Source organism: Wolbachia pipientis (assembly GCA_023052945.1).
In the GTDB taxonomy this organism is placed as follows: Bacteria; Pseudomonadota; Alphaproteobacteria; order Rickettsiales; family Anaplasmataceae; genus Wolbachia.
Map to the genome: position 1 here is coordinate 1,004,683 of CP095495.1, position 24,695 is coordinate 1,029,377.

16 protein-coding genes and 4 pseudogenes are annotated in these 24,695 nt (G+C 35.1%); 7 read left to right on the forward strand and 13 right to left on the reverse strand.

Translation table 11 applies throughout. The features are described from left to right. The first annotated feature begins 234 nt into the window (after nt 1-234). From MWH06_04850 to MWH06_04860, 3 genes and pseudogenes are all read left to right on the forward strand, one after another. A pseudogene (locus tag MWH06_04850) lies at nt 235-558 on the forward strand (hypothetical protein). 446 nt (nt 559-1,004) lie between these two features. After that, a pseudogene (locus MWH06_04855) lies at nt 1,005-2,337 on the forward strand (DNA recombination protein RmuC). A 212-nt stretch (nt 2,338-2,549) separates the two neighbouring features. After that, the gene (locus MWH06_04860; GenBank protein ID UPA54630.1) at nt 2,550-3,806 is read left to right on the forward strand and encodes a hypothetical protein; all 1,257 of its coding nucleotides are present in this window, start codon (nt 2,550-2,552) and stop codon (nt 3,804-3,806) included. Nucleotides 3,807-3,849: 43 nt separating this feature from the next. Here MWH06_04860 and pstB read toward each other — a convergent pair whose 3' ends face one another. From pstB to MWH06_04895, 7 genes are all read right to left on the reverse strand, one after another. Then, nucleotides 3,850-4,608 carry a phosphate ABC transporter ATP-binding protein PstB gene (pstB, locus tag MWH06_04865; protein UPA54631.1) on the reverse strand — a complete coding sequence of 253 codons (759 nt, stop codon included), beginning with the start codon at nt 4,606-4,608 and terminating at the stop codon, nt 3,850-3,852. Then, nucleotides 4,605-5,390 (reverse strand): 4-hydroxy-tetrahydrodipicolinate reductase, encoded by a 786-nt coding sequence (gene dapB / locus MWH06_04870; protein UPA54632.1) that lies wholly within the window; start codon nt 5,388-5,390, stop codon nt 4,605-4,607. The genes pstB and dapB overlap by 4 nt, the downstream gene beginning before the upstream one ends. 149 nt (nt 5,391-5,539) lie before the next feature. Further along, complete coding sequence (locus tag MWH06_04875; GenBank protein ID UPA54633.1) at nt 5,540-6,298, reverse strand: hypothetical protein; 759 nt, start codon at nt 6,296-6,298, stop codon at nt 5,540-5,542. A 139-nt stretch (nt 6,299-6,437) separates the two neighbouring features. Continuing rightward, the gene (gene ltrA, locus MWH06_04880; protein ID UPA54634.1) at nt 6,438-7,685 is read right to left on the reverse strand and encodes a group II intron reverse transcriptase/maturase; all 1,248 of its coding nucleotides are present in this window, start codon (nt 7,683-7,685) and stop codon (nt 6,438-6,440) included. A gap of 510 nt (nt 7,686-8,195) precedes the next feature. Beyond that, nucleotides 8,196-9,164, reverse strand: a complete 969-nt coding sequence (locus MWH06_04885; protein UPA54635.1) for a reverse transcriptase N-terminal domain-containing protein — start codon at nt 9,162-9,164, stop codon at nt 8,196-8,198. A 403-nt stretch (nt 9,165-9,567) separates the two neighbouring features. Beyond that, nucleotides 9,568-10,128, reverse strand: coding sequence for a hypothetical protein (locus MWH06_04890; protein UPA54636.1), 561 nt, complete (start codon nt 10,126-10,128; stop codon nt 9,568-9,570). A 127-nt stretch (nt 10,129-10,255) separates the two neighbouring features. Then, entirely contained in the window at nt 10,256-10,789 is a 534-nt protein-coding gene (locus tag MWH06_04895) for an HK97 family phage prohead protease (GenBank protein ID UPA54637.1), read from the reverse strand. 526 nt (nt 10,790-11,315) lie between these two features. On the opposite strand from MWH06_04895, the pseudogene MWH06_04900 reads away from it, so the two are divergent. Next, nucleotides 11,316-12,637: pseudogene (locus MWH06_04900) on the forward strand (IS110 family transposase). A gap of 65 nt (nt 12,638-12,702) precedes the next feature. Here the strand turns inward: MWH06_04900 and MWH06_04905 are convergent. Then, nucleotides 12,703-12,843: a hypothetical protein gene (locus tag MWH06_04905; protein UPA54638.1), complete on the reverse strand. Its 141-nt coding sequence runs from the start codon at nt 12,841-12,843 to the stop codon at nt 12,703-12,705. A gap of 547 nt (nt 12,844-13,390) precedes the next feature. Between MWH06_04905 and MWH06_04910 the strand changes: the two genes are divergently transcribed. The 3 genes from MWH06_04910 (at nt 13,391) to MWH06_04920 (ending at nt 16,985) form a co-directional block, all read left to right on the forward strand. Beyond that, entirely contained in the window at nt 13,391-14,488 is a 1,098-nt protein-coding gene (locus MWH06_04910; GenBank protein UPA55757.1) for a glyceraldehyde-3-phosphate dehydrogenase, read from the forward strand. Further along, on the forward strand, nt 14,485-15,252 hold the full coding sequence (gene tatC, locus MWH06_04915; GenBank protein UPA54639.1) for a twin-arginine translocase subunit TatC: 768 nt from the start codon (nt 14,485-14,487) through the stop codon (nt 15,250-15,252). Before MWH06_04910 ends, tatC begins: the two co-directional genes overlap by 4 nt. Nucleotides 15,253-15,521: 269 nt before the next feature. Then, nucleotides 15,522-16,985, forward strand: coding sequence for a hypothetical protein (locus MWH06_04920; protein UPA54640.1), 1,464 nt, complete (start codon nt 15,522-15,524; stop codon nt 16,983-16,985). Nucleotides 16,986-17,271: 286 nt separating this feature from the next. Here the strand turns inward: MWH06_04920 and MWH06_04925 are convergent. The 5 genes and pseudogenes from MWH06_04925 to coxB all read right to left on the reverse strand — a co-directional run bounded on the left by MWH06_04925 (nt 17,272) and on the right by coxB (nt 24,048). After that, nucleotides 17,272-20,222: pseudogene (locus MWH06_04925) on the reverse strand (DUF3971 domain-containing protein). Then, entirely contained in the window at nt 20,215-20,652 is a 438-nt protein-coding gene (gene rnhA / locus MWH06_04930; GenBank protein ID UPA54641.1) for a ribonuclease HI, read from the reverse strand. The pseudogene MWH06_04925 and the gene rnhA overlap by 8 nt, the downstream one beginning before the upstream one ends. 176 nt (nt 20,653-20,828) lie before the next feature. After that, the gene (locus MWH06_04935) at nt 20,829-21,716 is read right to left on the reverse strand and encodes a heme o synthase (GenBank protein ID UPA54642.1); all 888 of its coding nucleotides are present in this window, start codon (nt 21,714-21,716) and stop codon (nt 20,829-20,831) included. A gap of 1 nt (nt 21,717) precedes the next feature. Then, nucleotides 21,718-23,268: a cytochrome c oxidase subunit I gene (gene ctaD, locus MWH06_04940; protein ID UPA54643.1), complete on the reverse strand. Its 1,551-nt coding sequence runs from the start codon at nt 23,266-23,268 to the stop codon at nt 21,718-21,720. 15 nt (nt 23,269-23,283) lie between these two features. Further along, nucleotides 23,284-24,048, reverse strand: a complete 765-nt coding sequence (gene coxB, locus MWH06_04945; GenBank protein ID UPA54644.1) for a cytochrome c oxidase subunit II — start codon at nt 24,046-24,048, stop codon at nt 23,284-23,286. Between the last annotated feature and the right edge of the window lie 647 nt (nt 24,049-24,695).

Consider the following 24,695-nt stretch of genomic DNA (forward strand, 5'->3'; position numbering starts at 1 on the left):
ACAACTATTGATCAAACAACACCATCGGCAGTGCAAAATGAACTTCGAGAAACTTTAGTTAATGCACATAAGAAAAAAGGTGAGCCTAATAATGCTGCTAGTAACGAGGAAGTACAACCAGAGGTTAGCAATGTGGAAGTTGATGAAGAAGTGAAAAATTTAATGGTATGCTTAGTTGATAAAGTTTCAGCACAGGATTCAAGTAAGACAGAAGAAACACCAAACTCTAAGGAATTGAAGAGAGAATCTTCTACTATCAACGTTTTTAACAGAGGCTTAGAGCTACGTCTTGCAGATGATATTCAACAAAAGCTAGAAGATTATAAGAACCCAAAAAATAATAGTAAATATCGTATGAAAATACACTGCAGTAAAGGTGATTTTAACATTAATTTTAGTAAGAAGGAAAATGAGGATGGTTCCGTATCTCTATTTATTAGCACGCTGTGCAAAATAAATGATAAACAAGTACTTAATGATATAAATAAAATTGAAAGCTCCTTAGGCTTTAAGAAAGGGTCGACATTTGTTGTAATAGATTCTATACAAAAATATCAACCTTCGGCTAAACCTGATGGTCAAGCTCAGGGGTCTGGTGATGAGCCTAATCAGTCAAGTTTTGATAATGAATCTGTTAAAGATGATGATAAAGAGGCTGACAATCCTCAACCTGAAATCTCTGCAAATGGTAGTGCACCAACTGATAGCTCGAGTTTCGACATTGTTTCTAGTCAAGAGACAACACCAGATGAGTTGCAAGAACCTGATGAAGATAAAGAACTAGCTAGACAATCAGAAGCTGACCAAAAAGCGCCTGCAAATGATGACGGACCAAACTCATTAGTTGCTAAACCTGAAGTACAAACTGCTAGTAATGATCTGTCTCATAAATCACAGTCACAATAACAAACTTTTTATGAAGGAGCACCACTTCAGGTGCTCTTTTTTTCTTTCTTATACACACAGAAATCATATAGAATTGTAAATGCAGCTTTTTTATTCTGATGCTTTTCAATTCTATAGTTCTTAGCCTCTCTTTACTATTATTTCTCTGTATTATCATAAAAAAGAATAGAAAACTGAGTAAAGAGAAAGCAAACCTTGAAGTTAATTTATGTAAATTAGAGCAAGAAACAAAGCAAAGTTTGCTTACGAAGAATGAAGAAATAGTTGATTTAAAGATCAAAAGAGCAGAACTTGAAGTAACTCTGCAAAAAGAACGTGAGGAAAAGAAAAAAGAAATAGAATTACTGACAAAAGCAGAGGAGAGATTAACAAACACTTTTAAAGCGCTCTCTCTTGATGCTTTGCAGACAAATAACAATAATTTTCTGAACTTAGCGAAGGAAGTAATTGATAGTAAATTAAAAGAAACGGAAAGCGATTTTAAAAAAAGACAAGCAACGATTAACGAAGTTGTAACTCCGATAAAAGAAAAATTAGAAAAATTCGATAATGAAATACGTGAGCTAGAAAAAGAGAGGGTAGGGGCCTATGAAGGTTTAAAGGAGCAAATTGGAGCACTGATGAACCAAACTTCCAGCCTTGCTAATGCCTTGAGAAAGCCCCACATTAGAGGAAAGTGGGGTGAAATGCAACTCAAAAGAGTGGTAGAAATAGCAGGAATGATTGAATATTGCGATTTTTTTACTCAAGCCTCAGTGATTGATAAAAACGAGGATAATTTATTGCGTCCTGATTTAATAATTAAATGCCATCTGGAAAGCAAATAATAATAGATGCTAAAGTGCCACTGGATTCCTACATGGATGCTATATCACAAAATGATTTGCAAATACAAAAGGAGAAATTAAAGAATCATTCCCTGGCAATAAAAAAACACATAAATGACTTGGGTAAAAAAGAGTATTGGAATCAATTTGAAAATACGCCAGAACGTTGTGGTGCTTTTCTTAACAGGGGAGGGGGTTTTTAGTGCAGCACTGGAATATGAGCCTGCTTTGATAGAGATTGGAGTGGAAAAAAAAGTGATCATTGCAACACCGATCACTCTAATTGCGTTGCTGAGAGCAATAGCGTATGGATGGAAGCAAGACGATGATAGCTGAAAGCGCGAAAAAGATCAGTGAACTAGGTCATATTTTATATGAGCGCATTTGCACAATGGGCGAAAACTTTGATAATTTGCGCAGGAGCTTAAAAAGTGCTGTCGATCATTATAATAAAACTGCTGGTTCGCTTGAAGCAAGGGTGTTTCCTGCTGCCCGAGAATTCAATAAGCTTGGTATACATGCAAAAAATAAAAGTTTAAGTGCTGCAAAGGAATTAGAGTCCCTACCGCGCAGTTTACATACTGGGGAATTGAAAGTAGATTAGACTTCTTACATAACCATTCAAGAGCCAGACCATAGGCGTTTTAGATCTAGCTTTAGCATTTGTGATTAACACAAGCAAGATTCACGTTTTTTTAATATTTATATATAGCTTATCTAATTCCTGCTTGCTGCCGCTTTTTCTTTTATTGACATATTAAAGAAAAATTGACTTTTTGTCTAAAATAATATAAAATAATAGTTGGTGAGGTAAAAATGTCAATATCAAAAGAGCGTAAGGAATATTTACTAGAAAAGTTTAAATATGCTGCCAAAGAATTTGGCAAATCTGGTACAAAGTCCAATCATAAAACAGTATCAAAAGAACAGCAACTCTCTATTGATTTAGGTAACAAAAAAGTTTTTGGTATTATAAACAGAATTTTATACTGGATAGAAAGTAAATTTACATATTTTTTTCCACGCTATAATTTATTTCCAGAAGTTGGAGTTAAAGAAAGAAAAATCCCTGGAACTAATACAAAGGTTAAGTATTTTACTCCAGATGATCAAATGGAACATGCTAAAATTACTTATAAAGGAAAATTATACATAGACTTAATGCCAGAAATAGAAGGTAATAAGTTAAAAGACTTTAGAGGCAAATTATATGATACAACTAATAAAATTAGTAAGGGAGAAAAAGGTTGTGTAGCTTATGTGATCACGCTTGATGGAAAGCTAGTCACTCATGAACATATTAATGTTAATAAAAGCGAATGGGCTTATCGTCATTCAACTCTTGCAGGTGGTAGGCCAGTTTTATGTTCTGGTTTAATAAAAGTGGTAAATGGTAAAATAACTTATATAGACAATAATAGTGGGCATTATAAACCAGAATCAGCAAACTTATACAATGCAGTGAAAAAATTAGAGGGTCTATTTTCGAAAGATGCAAAAGTTGTCTGCTTACCATATTGGGTTAGCTTGCAAAAACAAATTCCGTTTATACGCAAAATTATTCCAGCCAAACAAGAGCCAGTAGAGAAATTCTTGCAAAGGATGGAGAAAAAAGGAAAAGATGGATTGACTCAATATGAAAGACATTTTAAAGGGGTAAAAGAATGTAATGAAAAATACTCAGATAAATTAGAAAGCCAGTCGGTTTATGCTAAAGTAGTTGCTCATAATTATAAATCAGTGCCTATTTCAGACTCTCAAACAATAAAAATGGCAACAGAACACTCAGTAAGAAGAGTTATTGGAGCAAATTATGGCCATAAACCAAAAATTGATATTAAATATAATAAAAAAGAAGCTGTGGGTGTTAATGTAATTTTTCACTATAGAGATGATCGCAGCAAATTTATTGAAGTTTTAGACTCACATAGATGTAGCTATTTACCACGTATTCAAGAAAATAAATATATAATTACGATGAGCATAGGACAGGCTAATGAATTTATAAAGGACACTTTACAAATTGAAATTGATAGTGTTGAACAATTGGGTATCCGTTTAGTGGAGCGTTAAAACAGATAAACAAAGCTAGCCAAGCTACTTTGATGACAGAAACCTAATGATCCAGGATATACTCCTTTGTTAAGGGAGATTGAGCATTTTCGAATATTTCTTGAGTACTTCCAGACTCAACAATTCTGCCATTATGAAAGAAAATTATACTATCAGATAACTTTTTAGCTTGCTTCATTGAATGAGTTACCATAATTATAGTAAACCTTAATTTCAGCTCTTGTATAAGATTTTCGATTGCATTGGTTGCCATTGGATCAAGAGCGGAGCACGGTTCATCCATTAATAAAATAGTTGGCTTCACTGCAATTGCGCGAGCGATGCATAGCCTCTGTTGTTGGCCACCAGATAAATCGAGTGCACTATCTTGCAATCTGTCTTTTAATTCTTCCCATAAGCCAACTTTAATTAAACTATTTTCCACCATCTCATTCAATTTTTGCTTATCCTTCACCATACCATGCAGTTTTGGCCCATAAGCAACATTGTCATATATTGATTTTGGAAAAGGATTTGGCTTTTGAAATACCATGCCAACTTTTGCTCTGAGTAGCACAACATCCATATCGCATGAATATATATCACCCAGCCCATCGATATCTAATTCACCAACAGTTTTGCATCCAGGTACATAGTCATTCATACGATTAAAACAACGCAAAAATGTTGATTTACCGCACCCGGATGGTCCGATAAAAGTAGTAACTTTTCTTTTATAAATATTCAAATTTATATCGAATAAAACTTGCTTAGAGCCATACCAGAGATTTAAATCTTTAACAGAGGCACGTGTATTGCTCATATCACATCCCGCATTGAATAGAGCCCCGGAATTTCTCTTTTATTTTCGTATAGCCATACTGCTGCTTGAACAGCTCCTCTAGCAAATGTTGTGCGATCAATTGCTTTGTGGTTTAGTTCTATCCGTTCATCAGAATTAACAAACATCACGCTGTGATCTCCTATTACTCCACCTCCACGAGATACTGCAAAACCTATTCCCCCCTTTTTCCTTATGTTTGAACCACTATGTAAATATTGATTGGACTGAAAATCCACTTTTGAAGCGTTAGCAATTGTTTTGCCAAGTTCTATAGCTGTTCCAGATGGTGAATCCTTTTTTAAGTTATGATGCATTTCCCAAATCTCAACGTCATATTCATTACCTAAAAGCTCAGCAGCTTTTTTTACCAATTTCAGCAACACATTAACCCCAACACTCATATTTGCTGACCATAATATCGGAACTTCAGCAGCATACTCTTTTAAATCGACACCTTCTATTCCAGTTGTGCCACTAACTAGCGGTGTTTTAAATTTTACAGCTGCTTTAAGGCAGTCTAACATACATTCTTTAGTTGTAAAATCTATTACAACGTCAGATGACTCAAATATGCCACTAATAGAACTTGTAACCTTGATTCCTAGATTGGCTATAATTGGTCCAATATCTGAATCTATGTACTTACTGCCTGAACGGGCAACAGCACCTGCTATTTCCACTTTGGTATTTGTAATTAATTCATTGAGTATTTTCTTGCCCATTTTGCCTAAGCAGCCTATTACTCCAACTCTGATTTTCATAAAGCTTTCTAGCGTTTATTAAGAATATTAGGCCTTTTTTTAAGCTCTGTCACTGTTATCTAAGTGGAGAAAGTCACCTCTCCCCACTCGACTGCAGAACCGTACGTGACAGGTTACCGTCATACGGCTCCTCTGCAATTTGGTGCTTGTCATGCACACTTTCTGTGTAAATTATCATGGCAATGTCCATGTAACAAAGATAAGTTTTTGGTTATATTGTTTTTCTTATTTTGGTCTTTGTGATGTACTTCCAAAATATCATCATTTTTAAACCAAAGTTGACAATAATCACACTTACCTTGTTGTAACTTCAATAAATTTGTTACTCTTGTTGGCTTATCTGGTACTCTCTTCAGACGATTACTCCAGTATACCCAATCACCATCATATGGTGTCTTGGTTCCTTTCACCTTGGTATGCCGTTTAATAACGTAATCTCCATGTCTGGTAAGATTTACTCCATTACTTGTCATAAATCGCCAATTATCGTTACCATACTTTTTAAAGTATTTTTCCTTGATCCAGCGGTTTCCTTTGTTATGGTGTTTATATACTGCCCATTTCCAAAGTTTTCCAAACATAATGTGATCTAACAAACTAAATATCTTACATGATACTACTGAAGTGTAATATTGACACCATCCTTTAATAATTGGGTTAATGTGTTTTATTACTGCTCCCTGCGATTCACCACGCAATTTCTTCAGTTTGTGTTTGATGACCCATGTATGCTGTTTCACGGATTCGCGACTTGGCATAATTATTGTTTTATGGCTTCTCTTACCACGATTTACTGGATATTGTCTTACCGTAAACCCCAGAAAGTCAAAACCTGGCTTTTCTCCCTTTAGAGTATGAGTTATCTTGTTTTTGATGGCTTTAGCTCTAGACCTATGGTTTTTAACCATTCTTCAACCAGAACTTTCGCCTTAAGAATAATTTCTTCACTCTCATGTATGATGACAAGGAGAGTAGACCGGCGGAGCTTCCCCACCAGTCTCTCGCAGAACTGTACGGAAACCTCTCGGTTTATACAGCTCCCATTATTTAGTCTTTTGATCCTAACCCAAGTGTCCAGTGATAGAAAATATTTGGAGACCTCTTTCTCACTTTTCCTAGAAATTGCTTTGCTAGCCTTCCGTGATCTCGAAGTTTCTTATACTTGGTTCTGACCCATCTTATGAGGTATCTCTCTATATTTCTGAGAGATGGATACATCTCTGATTTATAAAACCTGCCATAGTACTGAAACCAGCCTCTGACTATTGGATCTATTCTCTTCGATATTTCCTCTAATGTGGTCCACGTGACCCGATGTATTCTCCATGACTTTATGGTTTTCTTGATCTTCTTTTTGGCTTTGTTACAAATTGCTGGTAGAAATGAGACAAAATAATTCCTCATCTTATTCTTTGCTATTCTAGGTCTGAAAGTATAGCCTAGAAAATCAAAGCTTTGTATGGGATATTCTTCTTTTCTGTCGTCGTCCTTATTGTACACAATCTGTGTCTTTTCAGGACGCAACTTCAATTTACACTTGGCCAATCTTTCTTCAATCATTGCTTTCATAAACTCTGCCTGTCTTTTAGTTCTGCAGTGTACTATCGCATCATCCACACATCTTTCAAATGGTACCGTTGGGTAATTTTGTTTCATCCACATATCAAATGCATGGTGCATAAATATGTTTGAGATGATTGGACTTATTGAACCTCCTTGCGGAACTCCTTTATCCCTAGCTACCTTGTTGCCATCTGCTTGCTGAATCGGGACTTTCATCCACCTTTCAACATACAATATGACCCATTTGCAGTCTGTGTGTTTCTTGATAGCCTGCAGTGCTAAATCGTGGTCCAGATTGTCAAAAAATCCAGATATATCAAGATCTATTGTCCAATCATTTTTCCAACATCTCTTCCGTGCTGTATATACCGCATCCAATGCAGACTTATTTGGTCTATAACCATATGAATCCTTATGAAATATCGGCTCTACTAACGGTTCAAGATACATTGTAGCTGCTGTTTGCGCTATCCTATCTGATACTGAAGGAACACATAAAGTTCTTTGTCCTCCTCCTGTACCTTTCGGTATTGCAACAGCTTTTACTGGCTCTGGAAAATAACTTCCGGATGACATCCGATTCCATAGTTTGTATAGATTATCTTTTAGATTTTCTTCAAACTTTGTTATCGTAACCTCGTCTACACCAGCCGCTCCTTTATTCTTCGATACTTGTTTATAAGCTCTCCAAACAAGTTGCTTCGGCATATCAAAAGACTTTGTTTTATTCATTAACTCCTCCCTTTCGGTTGATAAATAATTAAAACTAAATAACTCAGCTCCTTCGCTCCATTTCCATTACAGAAACTTCTTCACTACTACGAGCTGATCCGCCCCTGTTTTTCGCATCGGTACTCTCATCCTCAGAGATCGGCTCTTTGGACTTCTCCCTTATCATCAAAACGACAGGTTCCCGTAGTTCCATGCAGTAGCCTAAAATAGATTCACGCCACTTTTATGCCGGACGCCACCTACCCAGTAAACAAGCTCCTGGTAGATTTATCCCAGGTTAACGACTACCCCCTGGTTTTGACGTCGTCCCTACGCTTTCGACACCTCATCAGTGGTTCACTTACGTTCGTCTCTCTATTTCATACATGACACATAATTGTGCCTTTTCCATAACGCTCACTACCTTAGCTCTTTACTAAAGCAGCTTATGGCTGTTTGAAGCCTGCTCTTGCAAACCGGCTCCGAGGGGCCCTCCCTCATCTACTGCAAGCTTCAACACTTCCCGTGTCTCTACGGCGCACAATCATCTGCGTAAAAGATTACGCTTATTGATTGTTTTACCTCTTCATACGATCCCTGACCACGCTTCTTTTTCATAAATTGAAAAAGTTCATTTGTTAATGCTTGTTTGACATATTGTTCTAATCCATATAATGCAACACATGCAAGTAACGGTGATATCGTTCCTCCTTGTATAGTGCCACGTTTTGTGGGTTTAAACTTTCCATCTTCCATAACACCTGCCTTCAACCATCCTCTTATTATCTTTCTAAAAGTTGGTGTGGTATTGAGTTTCTTTAGCAAGGCGTTTTGGTCAATTTGGTCAAAGCATCCGGAAATATCAGCATCTAATATAAATGCTGTCTTACCTCCAAGAGCTATGAATATAGCCTCTATTGCATCATGACATGATCTACCAGGTCTAAAACCATATGTGTTTGGCTCAAATTTTGCCTCCCACTCTGGTTCTATCGCCATTTTCATAAGTGTTTCTTTTGCTCTCTCTGAAATAGTAGGTATGCCTAACGGCCTTTTCTCAGTTTTCCCAGGTTTTGGAATCCAAATACGTCTTGATGGTTTAGCTTTCTCTCTTATATCCAAAGAATATGCTAATTGCAATCTTTCTTCTTGATTAAGATTAGCCTTTCCATCAATACCTGCTGTCTTCTTTCCTCTGTTATCCTGAGTTACCTTTCTAACAGCTAGCAATTTTGCACTCATTGAGTTAAGTAATAATCTTTGAAGTTTATGTACCTTCTTGATATCATCACACTTTGCAGCTTGGTAAATTCGCTTTTGTAACTTGAATACAAATTTCTCTAACTTACGCCAAGGAATTGTACGCCATTTATACCTAACATTTTGTTGGTCTATAACATATTTATTACTATTCACAACTTTACCTTCCAAACTACAGTGTTTACGTCTGCATATCCCAAATATTACTTCGGGCATTAGCTTCTTAAACAATCCTTCCACATAGAAGCATTCGGTTGGCTACCTTCTTGATTATCCTTTAAATAAAGAATAATAAGAGCTTCCATGTGGTTACTCCGTTCCATGGTTTCGTTTCACGTTAAACTTAGGTTCTTACTATTTGCCGGAAGCTGAAAACATCCATAATCAAGCATCAAAACCTTGATTCTTCTTGTGCTTCATACCATTTTGGTCCATGCGTATCAACCTTATTTCGCATATTGATATTGACGACAATTCAAACATAAGTTCCTCTCGTAACCATATCTAACTCTGTTTGCAGGGATTTACCATAAAGGTTAGGTATTACCTGCTTTTGTCTCATGCTTGCATCCCAGAGGTTGCCATTCTCCAAGATGTGAGACATACATTATCCCCGATGTCTAGGGAAGATGGAATTTAACCATCACAAAACCACGACTATTCGGATCGCACTTTGACTTATATCCTCCTCCTCTGTGCTTATTTCTTCCATACTATCGTAGTCTTCATCAATGAATTCACCATTTACTCCAGTACTAAAACAACTCTCATCAGTGAACTCACTATTTTCTTCAGTTTGAACCTCTCTATCCTTACTTATTACTTCACTCTGGCTCCCTTTTTCTGCAACCTCAGGTTTTAAGTCAGCTCCAATATTTTTATCCGTTGTTTCAACATACTCGGTCTGCATTTTCGTATTTTGAAATGTAGTTTCATCCTTACTTATTATTTCACTCTGGCTCTCTTTTACTGTAATTTTAGGTCTTAAATCAATTTGAGCACTTTCATCTGTTATTTTATCAGTATGAGTTTCATCACTTCCAGTAGTTGTATTGTAATATAGAATATTTTCTGCCCATTTGTTCCATTTCTTTGGTAGTATTCGTCCAATCGTTTTTAAGTACAACCAAGCAAACACAGTAGACCAACTGTATTTTTGCTTAACATTAATTTCATAATTAACCGTATTATTAGTATTTAGCATCTTATTTTTTAACTTCAATTTACAGAAAATTTTAATAGTAATAAAGTTATATATATTAGTGTAAATATTAAATAAATACTAACGCAGGTATCAAACTATGGCAAAGCTTTTGCCTGCCTAATACACTTTAAGCAGAAATATACGTATTTGTAAGCACATCATTTGCTTTTTTTATTGCTCTTATCAACATTTCCTGTTCATTGTCTTGACTCTTTACATTAACTACTTGGGCAGCTAAATTCGCAGGAAAAGTGACCAAACTGACTTCCCACAATTCCACTTGTTTTAACACTCTAGCTCCGTTTTTATGATCAACATCATACTCTATAGGTATGTAGCCGATGGAAAGTCCATTAATAGCTCCAGTTTTAAGCATTAAATATACTTCCTCTGCTTTTTGGATACCTAAAAGTAAATGTGCAATCATGTATAGGCCAACATCATTCTCATGAATATCTATGATACTACCTATAGGCTCACCTGGATTATGCTGCCAAAGAAGTTTTATCTTGTTTTTACTTAAATTTTTCTTAAATGCTCCAGGCAATATCAGATCATTTTGTTTATCAACTATATTAAAAACGCTTGCATAACCAGAAAACACGCCGTTTTCTTCTATACTTTTTATTGATAATGGTGAATAGAGAAATTTCTTACTCATAAAACCTCCTGTAGATTAAGTATTGGGAATTTTGTTTCGCAATACACTGCGATATAATTCTATTATATGCAGTGTTCTAAAAGGGGGAAGCACTTTTCTTAGTTACTAAAAACGCTAACTAGAATCCAGATTGGACACTGGGTTATAAAATTCTACGTCATACCACTGCGGCGCTAACAAGTAGCGGAATGACGATTGTCAAGGTGTCATCCTAGTGCCTCTATGATGTCATCCCAGTGCCCTGACTACTTGGATGCAAGCATCGAACAGACGAAATCTGTCAAATCAGAAAGAAACACACAAATTTAAGTTTTTAGTAGTTTTCAAGTATAGTTGTACAGGGAGCGCCTTTGCAGTTATGACCGACATTTTCAATGGTGCCTAAGTGCCCGTATGCAAGCATGGTTTTGGAAGGAACGGTCAAATCATTGATGGAGTCATTTAGACTACCTCGGTTAGGAGATTGTACTATCAACCGTTCCAAGCTGAAGCGTTTCCCTATTACAAATTATATGTAGGGGTTACCATGAAAAAAGCAAAAAGTAAATTAGAAATAGTGAATCCTAATGCAGCAGGAATAGACATTGGTTCAGCTGTACACTATGTGTGTGTACCTGAAGGAAGAACGCGTTCAGAAATTTGGCTGCTTTACTGAAGACCTTCATAACTTAGCACAGTGGTTGAAAAAGTGTAAAGTTACAACAGTAGCTATGGAATCAACAGGAGTATATTGGATTCCTTTATTTCAAATACTTGAGTCATACAAATTCGAGGTAAAATGCACGGCATGTAAAGAATGTACCTGGTAGGAAGTCTGACGTTCAAGATTGCCAATGGCTCCAACAACTGCATAGCTACGGACTGCTTCATGGGTCGTTTAGGCCAGATAATCAGATGTGTGTATTGCGCAGTTACGTGCGGCAACGCAAAAATCTCACTGAAAGTGCATCTACACATATTCTGCGTATGCAGAAGGCATTAATTCAAATGAATATACAATTACACAAGGTTATTAGTCATATTACTGGGATAACTGGTATGAAAATCATTGAAACTATAATTGAAGGCGAAAGAGATTCTGAAAAATTGGCAGAATTCAGGGACGTGCGAATGAAAAATGATCAGTCTACTATTGCAAAAGCGTTAGCTGGTGACTATAGAGAGGAACACTTATTCACGCTAAAGCAAGAATTTGAACTATATAATATTTATCAAGAAAAAATAGCAGAATGTGATAGAAATATTGAAGCCTATTATAAAACGTTTGAAACAAAGTCTTGTGAAAGCAAACAGCTAAGTAAGCAAAAGAATAAAAATAGCAAAAGTAAGCCAAGCTTTGCTTTGTATGAGGAACTGCACCGAATAACTGGTATGGATTTCACTAAAATTCCTGGATTTGATGTATTAAGTATACAAACCATAATTTCAGAAGTTGGTATAAACCATAGTAAATGGCCAACAGAAAAGCACTTTTCATCGTGGTTGGGACTCAGTCCTGCTAATAAAGTTACAGGGGAAAAAGTGTTTAACACAAGAACACGTAAAGTCATTAACCGTGCTGCAAATGCTTTGCGAATAGCTGCTCATTCTGTAGGAAATAGTAAAAGTGCGTTGGGTGCATACTACAGAAGATTGAAAAAACGACTAGGAGCACCAAAAGCAATAACAGCTACTGCAAGAAAAATGGCATGCATATTTTATAGTATGCTCAAATACGGACAGGAATATGTAGAAAAAGGAATGGAATACTATGAAACACGCTATAAAGATAGAACTGTAAAAAATTTGATCAAAAAAGCGAGCGAATTTGGCTACATATTAGTTCAACAAGAAGAGTTAGTTGAGTGAGTTTCTTAGGAGAATGATGTCATGCAAGCCCCTATGATGTCATTCCAGTGCTTGACACTGGGATCTCATTTCACTCTATAATAGCAGTGCTCCTTTCTTGTCATCCGAGTAGCCTCTTTTTTGTCATCCCAGTGCGTGACACTGGGATGACACCCTCCTAGTAGAAACGCTTTTGTAATTGCAACATTCGTGCAATCTTTAGCCATGAATATTAAGAAACTTACCAAACGAAAAAAAAGGCAAAAGAAGCCCTAGTCACTGTTTATTGTCAGTATTGGCGTTTTTTAAGTCTTAAACACTGCAATTTAGCTGCTTTTAAATGCAACTAACCTTAGCTATAAATGTTTAAGAAATTTACTAGGCAGAAAAAAAAGGCAAAGAAACCCTAGGGTAGCTAGTTATTACACTCTCTATTTTAAAATTTGACGTTGGGTGATGTCTTGAACGCTTTATAAGCGCGTTTCGGCTTGTATAGGTAGAAACCTAAAAGTTTTATAAAGACATGAGGTGCACATAGTGCAAAAAATTAAACAATAGTACGCCAAATACAAGTTTTCTTGTCATTTTAATCTGCTGCAGAGATTGCGAAGATAAATAAATAGCTTCAGTTTCATGATAAGGGGGCTGGTGGAGTTTGTCAAGTAAGTTTTTAGCCCTGTCTCCTTGCTATAATGTTCATATCGATAGAAAAGCAAAAGAATAGAATGAAATATCAAGTGATATCCTCTATAATTAAATTTTTTGAATGAAGAGATGACGATTCGTGTAGGAATTAATGGTCTTGGTAGAATAGGCAGAGGCGTATTGCGTGCTATTTTCGAAATAGAAGAATATAGCAAACAAATAGAAGTTGTAGCTGTGAATGGATCGCTCAGTGCAAAGCAGCATGCACATTTGATTAAATATGATTCTGTTCATGGCAAATTCAGTGGTGATATTGACTTTAATGAGTCTCAAAATTGGTTATCTATAAATGGCAGAAAATTTTCTTTATATAGAGAACGGAGCCCTGAAAATATTCCTTGGAATGTTGATGTAATACTTGAATGTACTGGTGCATTTAACAAGCGTGAAGAAGCAATAAGACACAATGCAGAGAAAGTTATTGTTTCTGCTCCAGTACCAGACGCTGATGTAACTATAGTGTATGGTGTGAATAATGATATGCTCAAAAAAGAGCATAAAGTGATATCAGCAGGTTCTTGCACTACAAATTGCCTTGCTCTAATTGTGAAAGTCCTACACTCTAATCTAGGTATAAAAAGTGGCTTTATGACTACTATACACGCCTATACGAATGATCAAAATGTTCTTGATGGTAATCATAAAGATTTGCGTAGAGCAAGGGCTTGCGGATTATCTATGGTGCCAACTACAACCGGGGCAGCAAAAACAATCGGTTCTATAATTCCTGAATTAAAGGGAAAGCTAGATGGCACTGCCGTCAGAGTTCCAGTTAGCAATGTTTCTATGGTTGATTTTAAATTTACACCTGATAAGAAAGCGACCGTTAAAGAAATAAATGAAATGTTTAAAGATGCAGCTCTCTCCTCTACGTCATTCCAGCGCGTGACGCTGGAATCTAATTTCTGGATCCCAGTGTCAAGCACTGGGATGACATCAGAGGGTACTAGGATGACAGAGGGTTATCCAATGTCAAATGTACTTTCTATATGCACGGAGCCTTTAGTTTCAATAGACTTTGTGCATAACCCTTATAGCGCAATTGTGGATTTAACTGGTACATATGTTACAGGCAACATCTGTAGAGTTGCAGCGTGGTATGACAATGAGTGGGCTTTTTCGCTGAGAATGTTAGACATAGCATTATTGAGCCATAGTAAAGTATGAATGGAAACCCAAACAAATATGCTTCATTTTGTGAGCACTTTGCGGAACTCAGAAAAAGAGTTATCTTTTGCTTTCTATTTTTTTGCGTTGCTTTTGGTTTTTGTTACTACTTTAAGGAAAATATATACCGTTTTTTACTTGCACCTTTAATAGAAGTAACAAAAGATAGCAAAGGTTTTTCTTTAATTTACACAGACTTAACAGAGGCATTTTTTGTGTATCTTAGAGTCGCAATAATGAGTGCACTTTTGCTCTCTTTTCCTGTGTTTGCATGGCAATTCTATATGTTCTTAGCACCTGGGTTATATAAAAGTGAAAGGGCAGTGTTGTTGCCATACTTAATTGCAACACCGGTTTTATTTGTAACGGGAGCTACTGTAGTCTATTACTATATATTTCCTTTAGCCTGGAAGTTTTTCATCACTTTTGAACATAGTGGGAAATCTTTCGGTATACCAATAGAGTTTATGCCGTCGGTTAGCGAATATTTAGACCTTGTTCTCCAATTCATGTTTGCGTTTGGTACCGCATTTCAAATTCCAGTCATACTCACATTAATGGTGAGAGTAGGGCTGCTCACTGCACAAAGTTTGTCAAACAAACGGAGAATTGCAATAGTGGTAATTTTCATTATTGCCGCAATCTTAACTCCACCTGATGTACTAAGCCAAGTAGGGCTTGCAATACCTATGCTGATTCTATATGAATTGTCCATTTTGATATGTAGGTATATTGAGAGGAAAGCAAAAAATTCTGATAAATAAAAAGCCATTATAGCTGTCATTCCAAGAAAATTACATAATATATATTATGGAAAATAAAATTACATAACATAAGAAGCAACGCTAAAAATAAAATCACATAATAAAGAGCTATTTCAGCAAAATTTTAAACAAATAAAATTCATTAGCTTCACAATTGGCGCTTTATGAGAAAAGTACATTTGATATACAGATTTAAAATACAAGTTAACGAATTATTATGATTTTTACCAAGATAATAATATAGTAAGGTTTGGTAGTGAGGTATCAAAATGGGAAAATACACCAACGCATGGTTTTATAAGAAGACTGACCCAAATCATCACGATTGTGCAAACGATGGTACTTGCGGGCAATCTATAACGGATTTTAGGATTGGTAATTCTGACATTTCTTTCTACGATAACCATGGAAGAACGATCACACAGATACCTAAGTTGCCTAACGGAAACTCTATTACATACTATAATAATCTATATAAAACTGCACAATCAAAAAACTTTGGTGAGAATACAAAATACGTAAGATTACAAGATGTGCTGCCTAATCAATTTAATTTTGAACACGGAAAGTTGAATTGTGTAATACATTATGACAATGTATCGCAACAAGAGCAGGAGCAAATGAAGCTCGATATTAAAAATGCTTATGAAGCATATAAAGCAAAGTTTTGTATTGCTAATAATATTCAAGTTACTGTGCATACCTATATTTTTAATAATGGAGATGATTATAGGAGCTATGGCACTTTGGTTCCTGGGTTTTCACGGAGTCAATCTTCGCTCAATACTTCTGGTGGGATGACAAATGGAGAAAGCGTATTACTCTATAAAGATGTTTATACGGACAACGTTTTAGCTCATGAATTCGGTCATGTGTTTCAATTTAAGCTTTCCGAAGCAAAAGTAAGAGAATTGGACTTTGTAAATGGTCAGCTGATGGCAAATGCAATTGGACTTGAGGTAGAAGAAAAAAATTATAAAGCTATTTGCAAGCAGATGGGTGTAGATGAATATAAAGACCATGGATGGATATTTAGTTTTAAATACAAAGGCACCACTTATAACGTAAGATGCAAGGACTTTTCAGAAGAAGAAAAATTTCAAATTATCAAAGACATTAAGAACTCTCATGAATCGCTCGTTAGTGAATGTGATGGATTGGGGAATAAGAATACAACTTTATTGATTTACTTTGATGAAAATAAGGAGATAAGTCAAATGTATTTTCATAATCCCGACAAGAATATATCTAAATGGTTAGATAAGACACTTATAAGCAGAAGTAAATCTAAAGAAGATGTGGATGACGCAGATCCAAAACCAGGAGAAGAGCCTGAACCAGAATCAGAAAAAGAACCCGAAGAAGATATAAGCAGAAGTAAACCTGAACAAGATGTGGATGAAGTAGATTACACAGAAGGAAAAGAACCCGAAGAGGATACTCAGCAACCAAGTAACTTCTTATCCAGTATTATTTTTCCAGCAATTAAATCCATTATTGATTCTATCTCATCACTCTTTTCATGGTTATTTGGGTCTAAAGAGAAAGAACAATCTGATAACAATTCTTCTTTGCTTAACTTATCAGAAGAACAATCCGATGATAATCCTTCTTTGTTTAAGCTCGATGCTAATGAGTTAGATCACAACGTTAAGCCTGATGCTAATGAGTTAGGTTACGATGTTAGAGATCACTTATCAGACAATTATAATCATTATGATGAGTTCATGTAGTGAAACTATTTTATAGCCACTTCCCTACCTTTCTAATTGTTCAGCAAATATAGAGAAGCTAAAGGGAGTGGTATTACTTAAATAACTAGATAAAAAACCAGGTGGATCATTCTGAAATTCTTGCATTTTCTGTCTATAATTTTATAAAGAAATAACTTTTACTTTATCATAATCAAGTTTCCAAAAAGAGAGTGGTATTACTTAAACAACTAAATAAAAAACCAGGCGGATCATTCTGAAATTCTTGCATTTTTATCCATAATTTTGTAAACAACTTCCCTTTTGGTCATGTCGAACCAAATTTCTTTTTCACACCACCTTTTAAGCCACCGATGACAGCTTCGTTAGTTTTTGTCATAATGCGATCAAACACTCCCAATAACCTCTTTAATAGGTTTGGAGTTAGCGAAGAGATAAGATCAACAGATACGTTATTGTTTTTGTCATCACCACTTGCTTTATAGTCTATTGAAACGATTCCCCTACTTTTTCCGCCAGTGAGAAGTTTTCCAATTATAGGAATTTTTAACAAAGATTTATTAATTGGATATGCTGGTATTACCTGTCCTTCAACTTGGAATTTATAATTTCTAATGTCAAGCTTACCGCTAGTGCTAATGCCTAATTCCGACCCTTCAAGCCAAGATTCTTCAATTTCGACAGAGCCATCTTTGTATGAGAAAGGTACATTACATTTATAAAAGTATACACCTTCATCCTTTATAGCGTTTACAATACCAGGAAGCGAAGACATCGATAATAAAGTAGTGAGTAGTGGAGCATCTTTGATATAAAAATTACTAATAGATAACATGCCATAATGTTCTTCATTTTCTCTTTGAGGAGATAGATAAAGAGAAAGTTTACCATTTTTTACTGATTTACTAATGCCTAAGGAACGCGAAAGTATACCTGCATTATCCGCATATATTTCGAGCCCTATTCCACTGTATTCCGCTAGTATGTTGCTGCTATCTTCTAGAAACTGTCCTGTAAATTGACTTCCATTGCAATTACCTTTAGTACAGGTTACATTCAGCTTAGCATTTTTGATAACGACGCCTTCTTTCATAATTACATTGTCAACATTCATACTAATTTCTATATCTTTGTTTAATCCATTATTGTTTTTGCCAAGCAAGCCTAAAATATCACTCAAATTGATTTTCTCACCATAAATAGTTATGGCATTTTTTTCCTTACCTGATTCAATTTCTATACTAAAATCATTATCAGGCAATTTAAAACTACTAGAATTTAAATATAAATTTCCATTTCCTACTCTTCCGCTGAATTTTATATCTAGGTCATTTCCTATGACATCTAATTTGTCTATTAACAATTCATCGGCACCTTTTAATTTTACAGAGAACAAAACTTTATTGTGATCTTCAAAACGATTTTTCCACCCAAAATAACTTGAACGTGATTCAAGCTCTGATAAATCCATATTACCATTAACATGTCCCGTCTTATCTTGATTTATCACCGATTCTATATTTGTATTGACATAGCCACCTATATTTCCATCAAAATCAAGTATTTGAGCGGGCAAATCTCCGGTCAAATTCCAGGCAAAACTTTCATTCCTATTGCTACTTTTCAGGTCAAATAATAGCTGTGTGTTATTCACCATACCACTACCATTTAAATCTATAAAGTCACTGCCAAAACTAAGCTTAATGTCATATTTACCAAGACTTGCATTATAGACGGCCAAATTGTCAATTTCAGAATGAAAAGTTGCTGAGAAGTCTACTTTTTTGTCATCAGCATTTAGATTAAAAATGCGAAAATTAAATACAGATTTTGCCATTCCACTTACTTTATCCCTTTCAACCTTCACCACATCATCCAGCTTAAATCTTATAGGCTCATATAAACCATACGCATCACTTACAGCTTGGCCATTAATGGTTAGAACTGAATTTTCCTTATTGAGAGATTTCATTTCAATATCACCACCATTAATAGTGAAACTCTGAAATTTAGCGCTATTTACAGTAATCTCAAGATCGTTATTCTTGATGATCAAATCACCCTTTAGTTCCTTTACTTGCTCACAATCTTCATCAAATTTTACGCTACCATTTTCTATATCAGCAACAATTATAATGTCTGACAGATCGTCATCAACCAAATTGTTAATTTTGCCATTGAAACTTACAATGGTATTTAAAACATCCCCATTAATATTATCACAATACCAGCTTTTAAATTTACTATTCACTACACCATCTGGTACATAAGTACATAAATCCTTTGCAGCAAACTTGCTAATATTGATTCTAAGCAAAGCATGACTTGTACTAAAGTTCATCTTGCCTATTAAAGAGAGATACGTGTCATTTAACTTAAAATGGAAGTTTTTTACACTAATAATTCCATCACTATATGTTAAATTTATATTTACATTAGTTAAGGCTAAATTTTTGTTCAAATAATTTTCTGTATTCAATACGTATATATTTCCATCTACAATTTCATCCTTTTTATTAATTTTCACTGAGAAGCTTCCTTTGAATCCCATATTTTTGTCCAAATTGTAGCTTCTAACCAATGTAGAAAACTCGCTCAATAGTCCCAATTTTAGATTATAAAATGTCCCGTATACATTGAGCAAATTGTTGCGATTTTTTATTGTAATTGATAAATCATCCAAAAATCCCTTTCCATCTTTTGTATTCACATGAATATCTAAAATATTAAAATCTTTCCCCTTCCCTATATATAATTTATCAATAAAAAATTCATCTTCTGTGCTTTTATCAATAGCGATGTTAGTAAATTCAATTTTTGAATCCGCATTTAAGTCAAAAAAAATTCCCTTATTGTTTTTACTGAGTTTTGCAGATTAAAATTTACTGCTTTAAAGTCAGCTTCTTTCTGATTGATACATACATGCACATTATCAGCTGAAACCTGAGAGAGATTTGTGCTAGCTTTAAATAAGGAACTTAACTTAAAATGTACAAAAAGCTCAGGAACTTTTATAGTAAAATTAGGATTTGCTATTGCCAAATCTGTAATGACTAAATACGCATCTTTCTGCCAAACAACTGAGGTATTCTCCATATTAACGCTTGAGCCAACAAATATTTTTGATATTTTATGTTTAACATAAAAATTAATATAATTAATATTGATTTCTAAAGGACTCTCACCCTTAAAAAAGACAAATAAGCAGAATACGAACAGTAGAACTATGGAAAGTGATATAGTGATTTTTTTAAGCATCGATTATTGCTTTTCTTGCTAAACTATCAGCCTCCTCATTATACTTATCGCCACTGTGTGCTTTAACCCACTTCCAATCAATTTCGTGTTGTGAAGCAACGTTGTCTAGCTCTTTCCACAATTCCATATTTTTTACTGATTTTTTATTACTTGTTTTCCAGCCATTCATTTTCCACTTATTTATCCACTCTGTTATGCCATGTTTAACATAAAGACTATCCATATATAAATTAATATTACAAGAAAATTTCAATACTTTCAGCCCATTGATCACCGCTGTTAACTCCATTTTATTGTTTGTGGTATTTTCTTCTCTACCATAAATGTCTTTTCTGTAATCTTGAAATAATATGATAGCTGCCCATCCTCCCGCTCCAGGATTACCAGAACACGCCCCATCTGTGTATATTGTCACTTCCTTTTTGCTCATCTTTAACTGTAATGAATTAATAAAGTATATAGTTGCTTCTATGAAAGCACAATTTCTAAAGATAGTTTAAGCTGCACCTTTAAATTTTATTATAGAAACAAAAAAAAGTGTGACAACGAGCATTACCAAAAGGAAAAGGAAAAAATAGTTTTTATGTTTCTGCCGTTCTTTCATAACTAAAATAAATCAATAGAACAAAAAATAATACTGGCGAATAGGGAAAATAGATAAGAAATTGAGTAAGAAAACATTTGTTTCTGTGAGTTGTGGTTCTTGAATCTGAGAATTGATATAGCGTACCAAATAAAGATGCAACCTGCAAAAATTGCTATGCTTAGATAAAGTAAAGCCTTTTTCAAAAATAGAGCTGGAAGCAAGCTGGTTAATACCAGCAACACGCTATAAATTAATATATATTTCCTTGTTTTTTCCGGACCATAAACAATATTGAACATTGGAATCGATGCACTTGCATAGTCTTCAGACCTATTTAAAGATAGGGCCCAAAAGTGTGGTGGAGTCCACATAAAAATTACTAAAAATAAAATGAAACTTTCCCAACTGACAGAATTAGTCACAGCTGCCCAGCCAATCATTGGAGGAAAAGCACCAGCTGCACCACCGATAACGATATTCTGCGGAGTACGCCTTTTTAGCCAAATTGTATATATGAAAACGTAAAATAATATGCTAACTGCAAGCAAAGCAGCAGAAATATAGTTTACTGCTATTGCCATGATAAATACTGACAATATTCCAAGAGTTATACCAAATTCAAGCGCACTTTCTGCAAGAACTCTGCCTGAGGGTATAGGGCGGTTTTTTGTCCTTTTCATGAGCAGATCTATGTCTCTGTCATACCACATATTTATAGCACCTGCAGATCCTGAGCCAAGAGCAACACATATAAGAGATATTAGTGCTAGAAAAGGGTGCATACTACCTGGTGCAGTAACCATACCAGCAACTGCAGTAAATACCACAAGATACATTATCCTTGGCTTCAGCAAACGCCAAAAATCCAGTATTGTTGATTCAACATTTAGCAAAACACTTGTGTACATTCTATTTTACCACTGGTGGCTTTTCGAAAGTATGAAAAGGTGGTGGTGAAGATACCGTCCATTCCAAGGTGTCACCTTCCCAAGGATTATCTCCAGCTTTTTTGCCCCATTTAAAGAGATGTATAACTATAAACACAAAAAATATAACTGAAACAAAGGACATATATGAGCCAATTGAGGATATATAATTCCAAGGGATAAACGCATCAGGATAATCAGGTATACGCCTTGGCATGCCAGCTGATCCTAAGAAATGTTGAGGTAAAAAAGTGATATTGGTACTAATAAAAGTAAGCCAAAAGTGGATTTGACCTAAGCGCTCATTATATTGTTTACCCGACATCTTACCAATCCAATAATAAAAGCCAGCAAAAGCTCCAAATAATGCAGCAAGTGACATGACATAATGGAAGTGAGCAACAACATAGTAGGTATCATGCAGAAGCTTATCTATTCCACCATGAGAAAGAATTATTCCCGTTATGCCACCGCCAACAAACATGAAAATAAAACCTAGTGCAAATAGCATAGGGGTCTTAAACTCAATTGCTCCACCCCACATAGTTGCAATCCAGCTAAAGACTTTTACACCAGTTATAACACCGATAAAAATTGTGGTAGTGCTAAAAAATGCAGCAGCGTCAACACTAAGCCCGACAGTGAACATATGATGAGCCCAAACCATAAAGCCAAATACTGCTATACCTATCATTGCATAAACCATCCCTATGTAACCAAATACAGGTCTGTGAGAAAAAGTTGATACAACCTGACTTATGATGCCAAATGCAGGAAAAATAATTACGTAAACTTCTGGATGACCAAAAAACCAAAATAGATGTTGAAATAACACAGGATCTCCGCCACCAGCAGGATCAAAAAAGGAAGTACCAACATTGCGATCAGTAAGAAGCATAGTTATAGCACCGGCAAGCACTGGTAAAGCAACAATCAACATAAATGCTGTTAGCAAGACAGACCAAACAAACAGTGGCATCTTAGTTAATGACATGCCTTTTATGCGCATGTTAAATATAGTAACTATAAAGTTGATCGCCCCAACAATTGACGACATACCAGCAACATGAAGTGCAAGTATAGCAATGTCAACTCCTGCACTTGGATGGGACATTACCTGTGATAAAGGTGGGTATAAAGTCCAACCTGTACCTGGACCTTCACCAATAAACACTGAGAGAATGAGCAAAATAAAAGATGACACTAACAACCAAAAACTTAAATTATTCATACGAGGAAATGCCATATCTGGTGCGCCAATCATGAGAGGTACAAACCAGTTACCGAATCCTCCCATGAGGGCTGGCATTATCATAAAAAACACCATTATCAACGCATGCCCTGTAACCATTACGTTATATAATTGATAATTATTGTTAAGTATATTAATGTGCATTAGTTGAGTGCGAATAATCACCGATAACAATCCACCAATAATTCCAGCTAATATGGAAAAAATAATGTACAGTGTTCCTATGTCTTTATGATTAGTGGAAAACAACCAACGCTTTATGCCCTTTGGTACGTCACTCATATCTATACTCCAAATTTAACTCACTAATTTTCTATTTTCAATCCACTTATTAAAATCTTCTTTGCTTACTGCTTCAACAACAATTGGCATAAATCCATGGCCTTGACCACACAATTCATAGCACTGCCCGTAATAAACACCAGACTTTTTGATATTAAACCACGCCTCATTCAGCCTACCTGGTATCGCATCAATTTTTACACCGAAAGCTGGTACTCCCCAGCTGTGTATCACATCTCCTGCTGTAACTTGTAAACGAACGTTAGTATTAATGGGTAAAACGATGTTGTTATCAACAGAGAATAGCTTTAAATCTCCTTCGATAAAGTCTTCTTTTCCCTTAATATAACTATCAAATGACACACCTTGATATTCTGGATATTGGTAACTCCAATACCATTGATGGCCAATAACTTTCAGTGTTATATCAGCTTTCGGTATTTCTTCCTGTAGCTTCAGTAATTTAGCGTTTTCAAAGGCTAATATACCAACAATAATCGTTGGTATAACAAACCAAACAATTTCTAAAAGGACATTGTGGTTAGTTTGGCTTACGTTTGCCACTTTGCTTTTACGAAAGCGAAATACTACATAAGCAAGCAGCGCCCACACAAAAAGCATTATTGCAATCATCACAACCATTACAAACGAATGTGACCTAACTACAGCCTCCATTACTTCAGTTGCAGGAGCAGGAAATCCAAATTGCCAGGAAGTAGGAGCAGAGGCAACAGATATATTTGAGTAAAATATTATCAATAGTGCAAATAACTTCACCATATCTTTTGTTTGTTTGCTATAAAACTAAATGATATACTGTATAATAGTATATATAAACTTACTATGCAAATAGAGATTAGTGATGGTTAATAATTTTTTAGCATTCAACAAGTATAATAGTACAATACTAACTTGAGTAAAAAAGCATTTACATAAATCTATTGTAAGTAAAAATATTATAATATTTTAAATTAAGTATTTACTTTAAGTAAATTCTATAATAAGTTTAATAGTGTCTGTTACTGCTAATAACCCTCTAGCCTCACACCTAAAAGCAGTAACAGACACTATTAAACTTTATGACAAGTTTATAATCTGTAAGATCAAAATCTTACAAGTTTCTTTATTTTATTATACATTGCAGTTTGTTAATTAACTTTTAATGCCTATGGTAGCATTTACAGCTTGGACCAAAGGTTTACGCATTATAGAAAATAATTATAAAAAAACACACTATATTTGTATACCATACAAACTTTTTTCATTCTGCATAGCTGAGTTACTAGATTCTGTAAACGAAATCTTTAGAGAAGCCAAATGGGCAAAGTTTCATGAAGGTCTTTCGCCAAAACAAGGCAAAATACGCTAAAATTCCTGATTTGACAAAAAAATATTCAATTATGGACGTTTTATAAATATGTTCATCT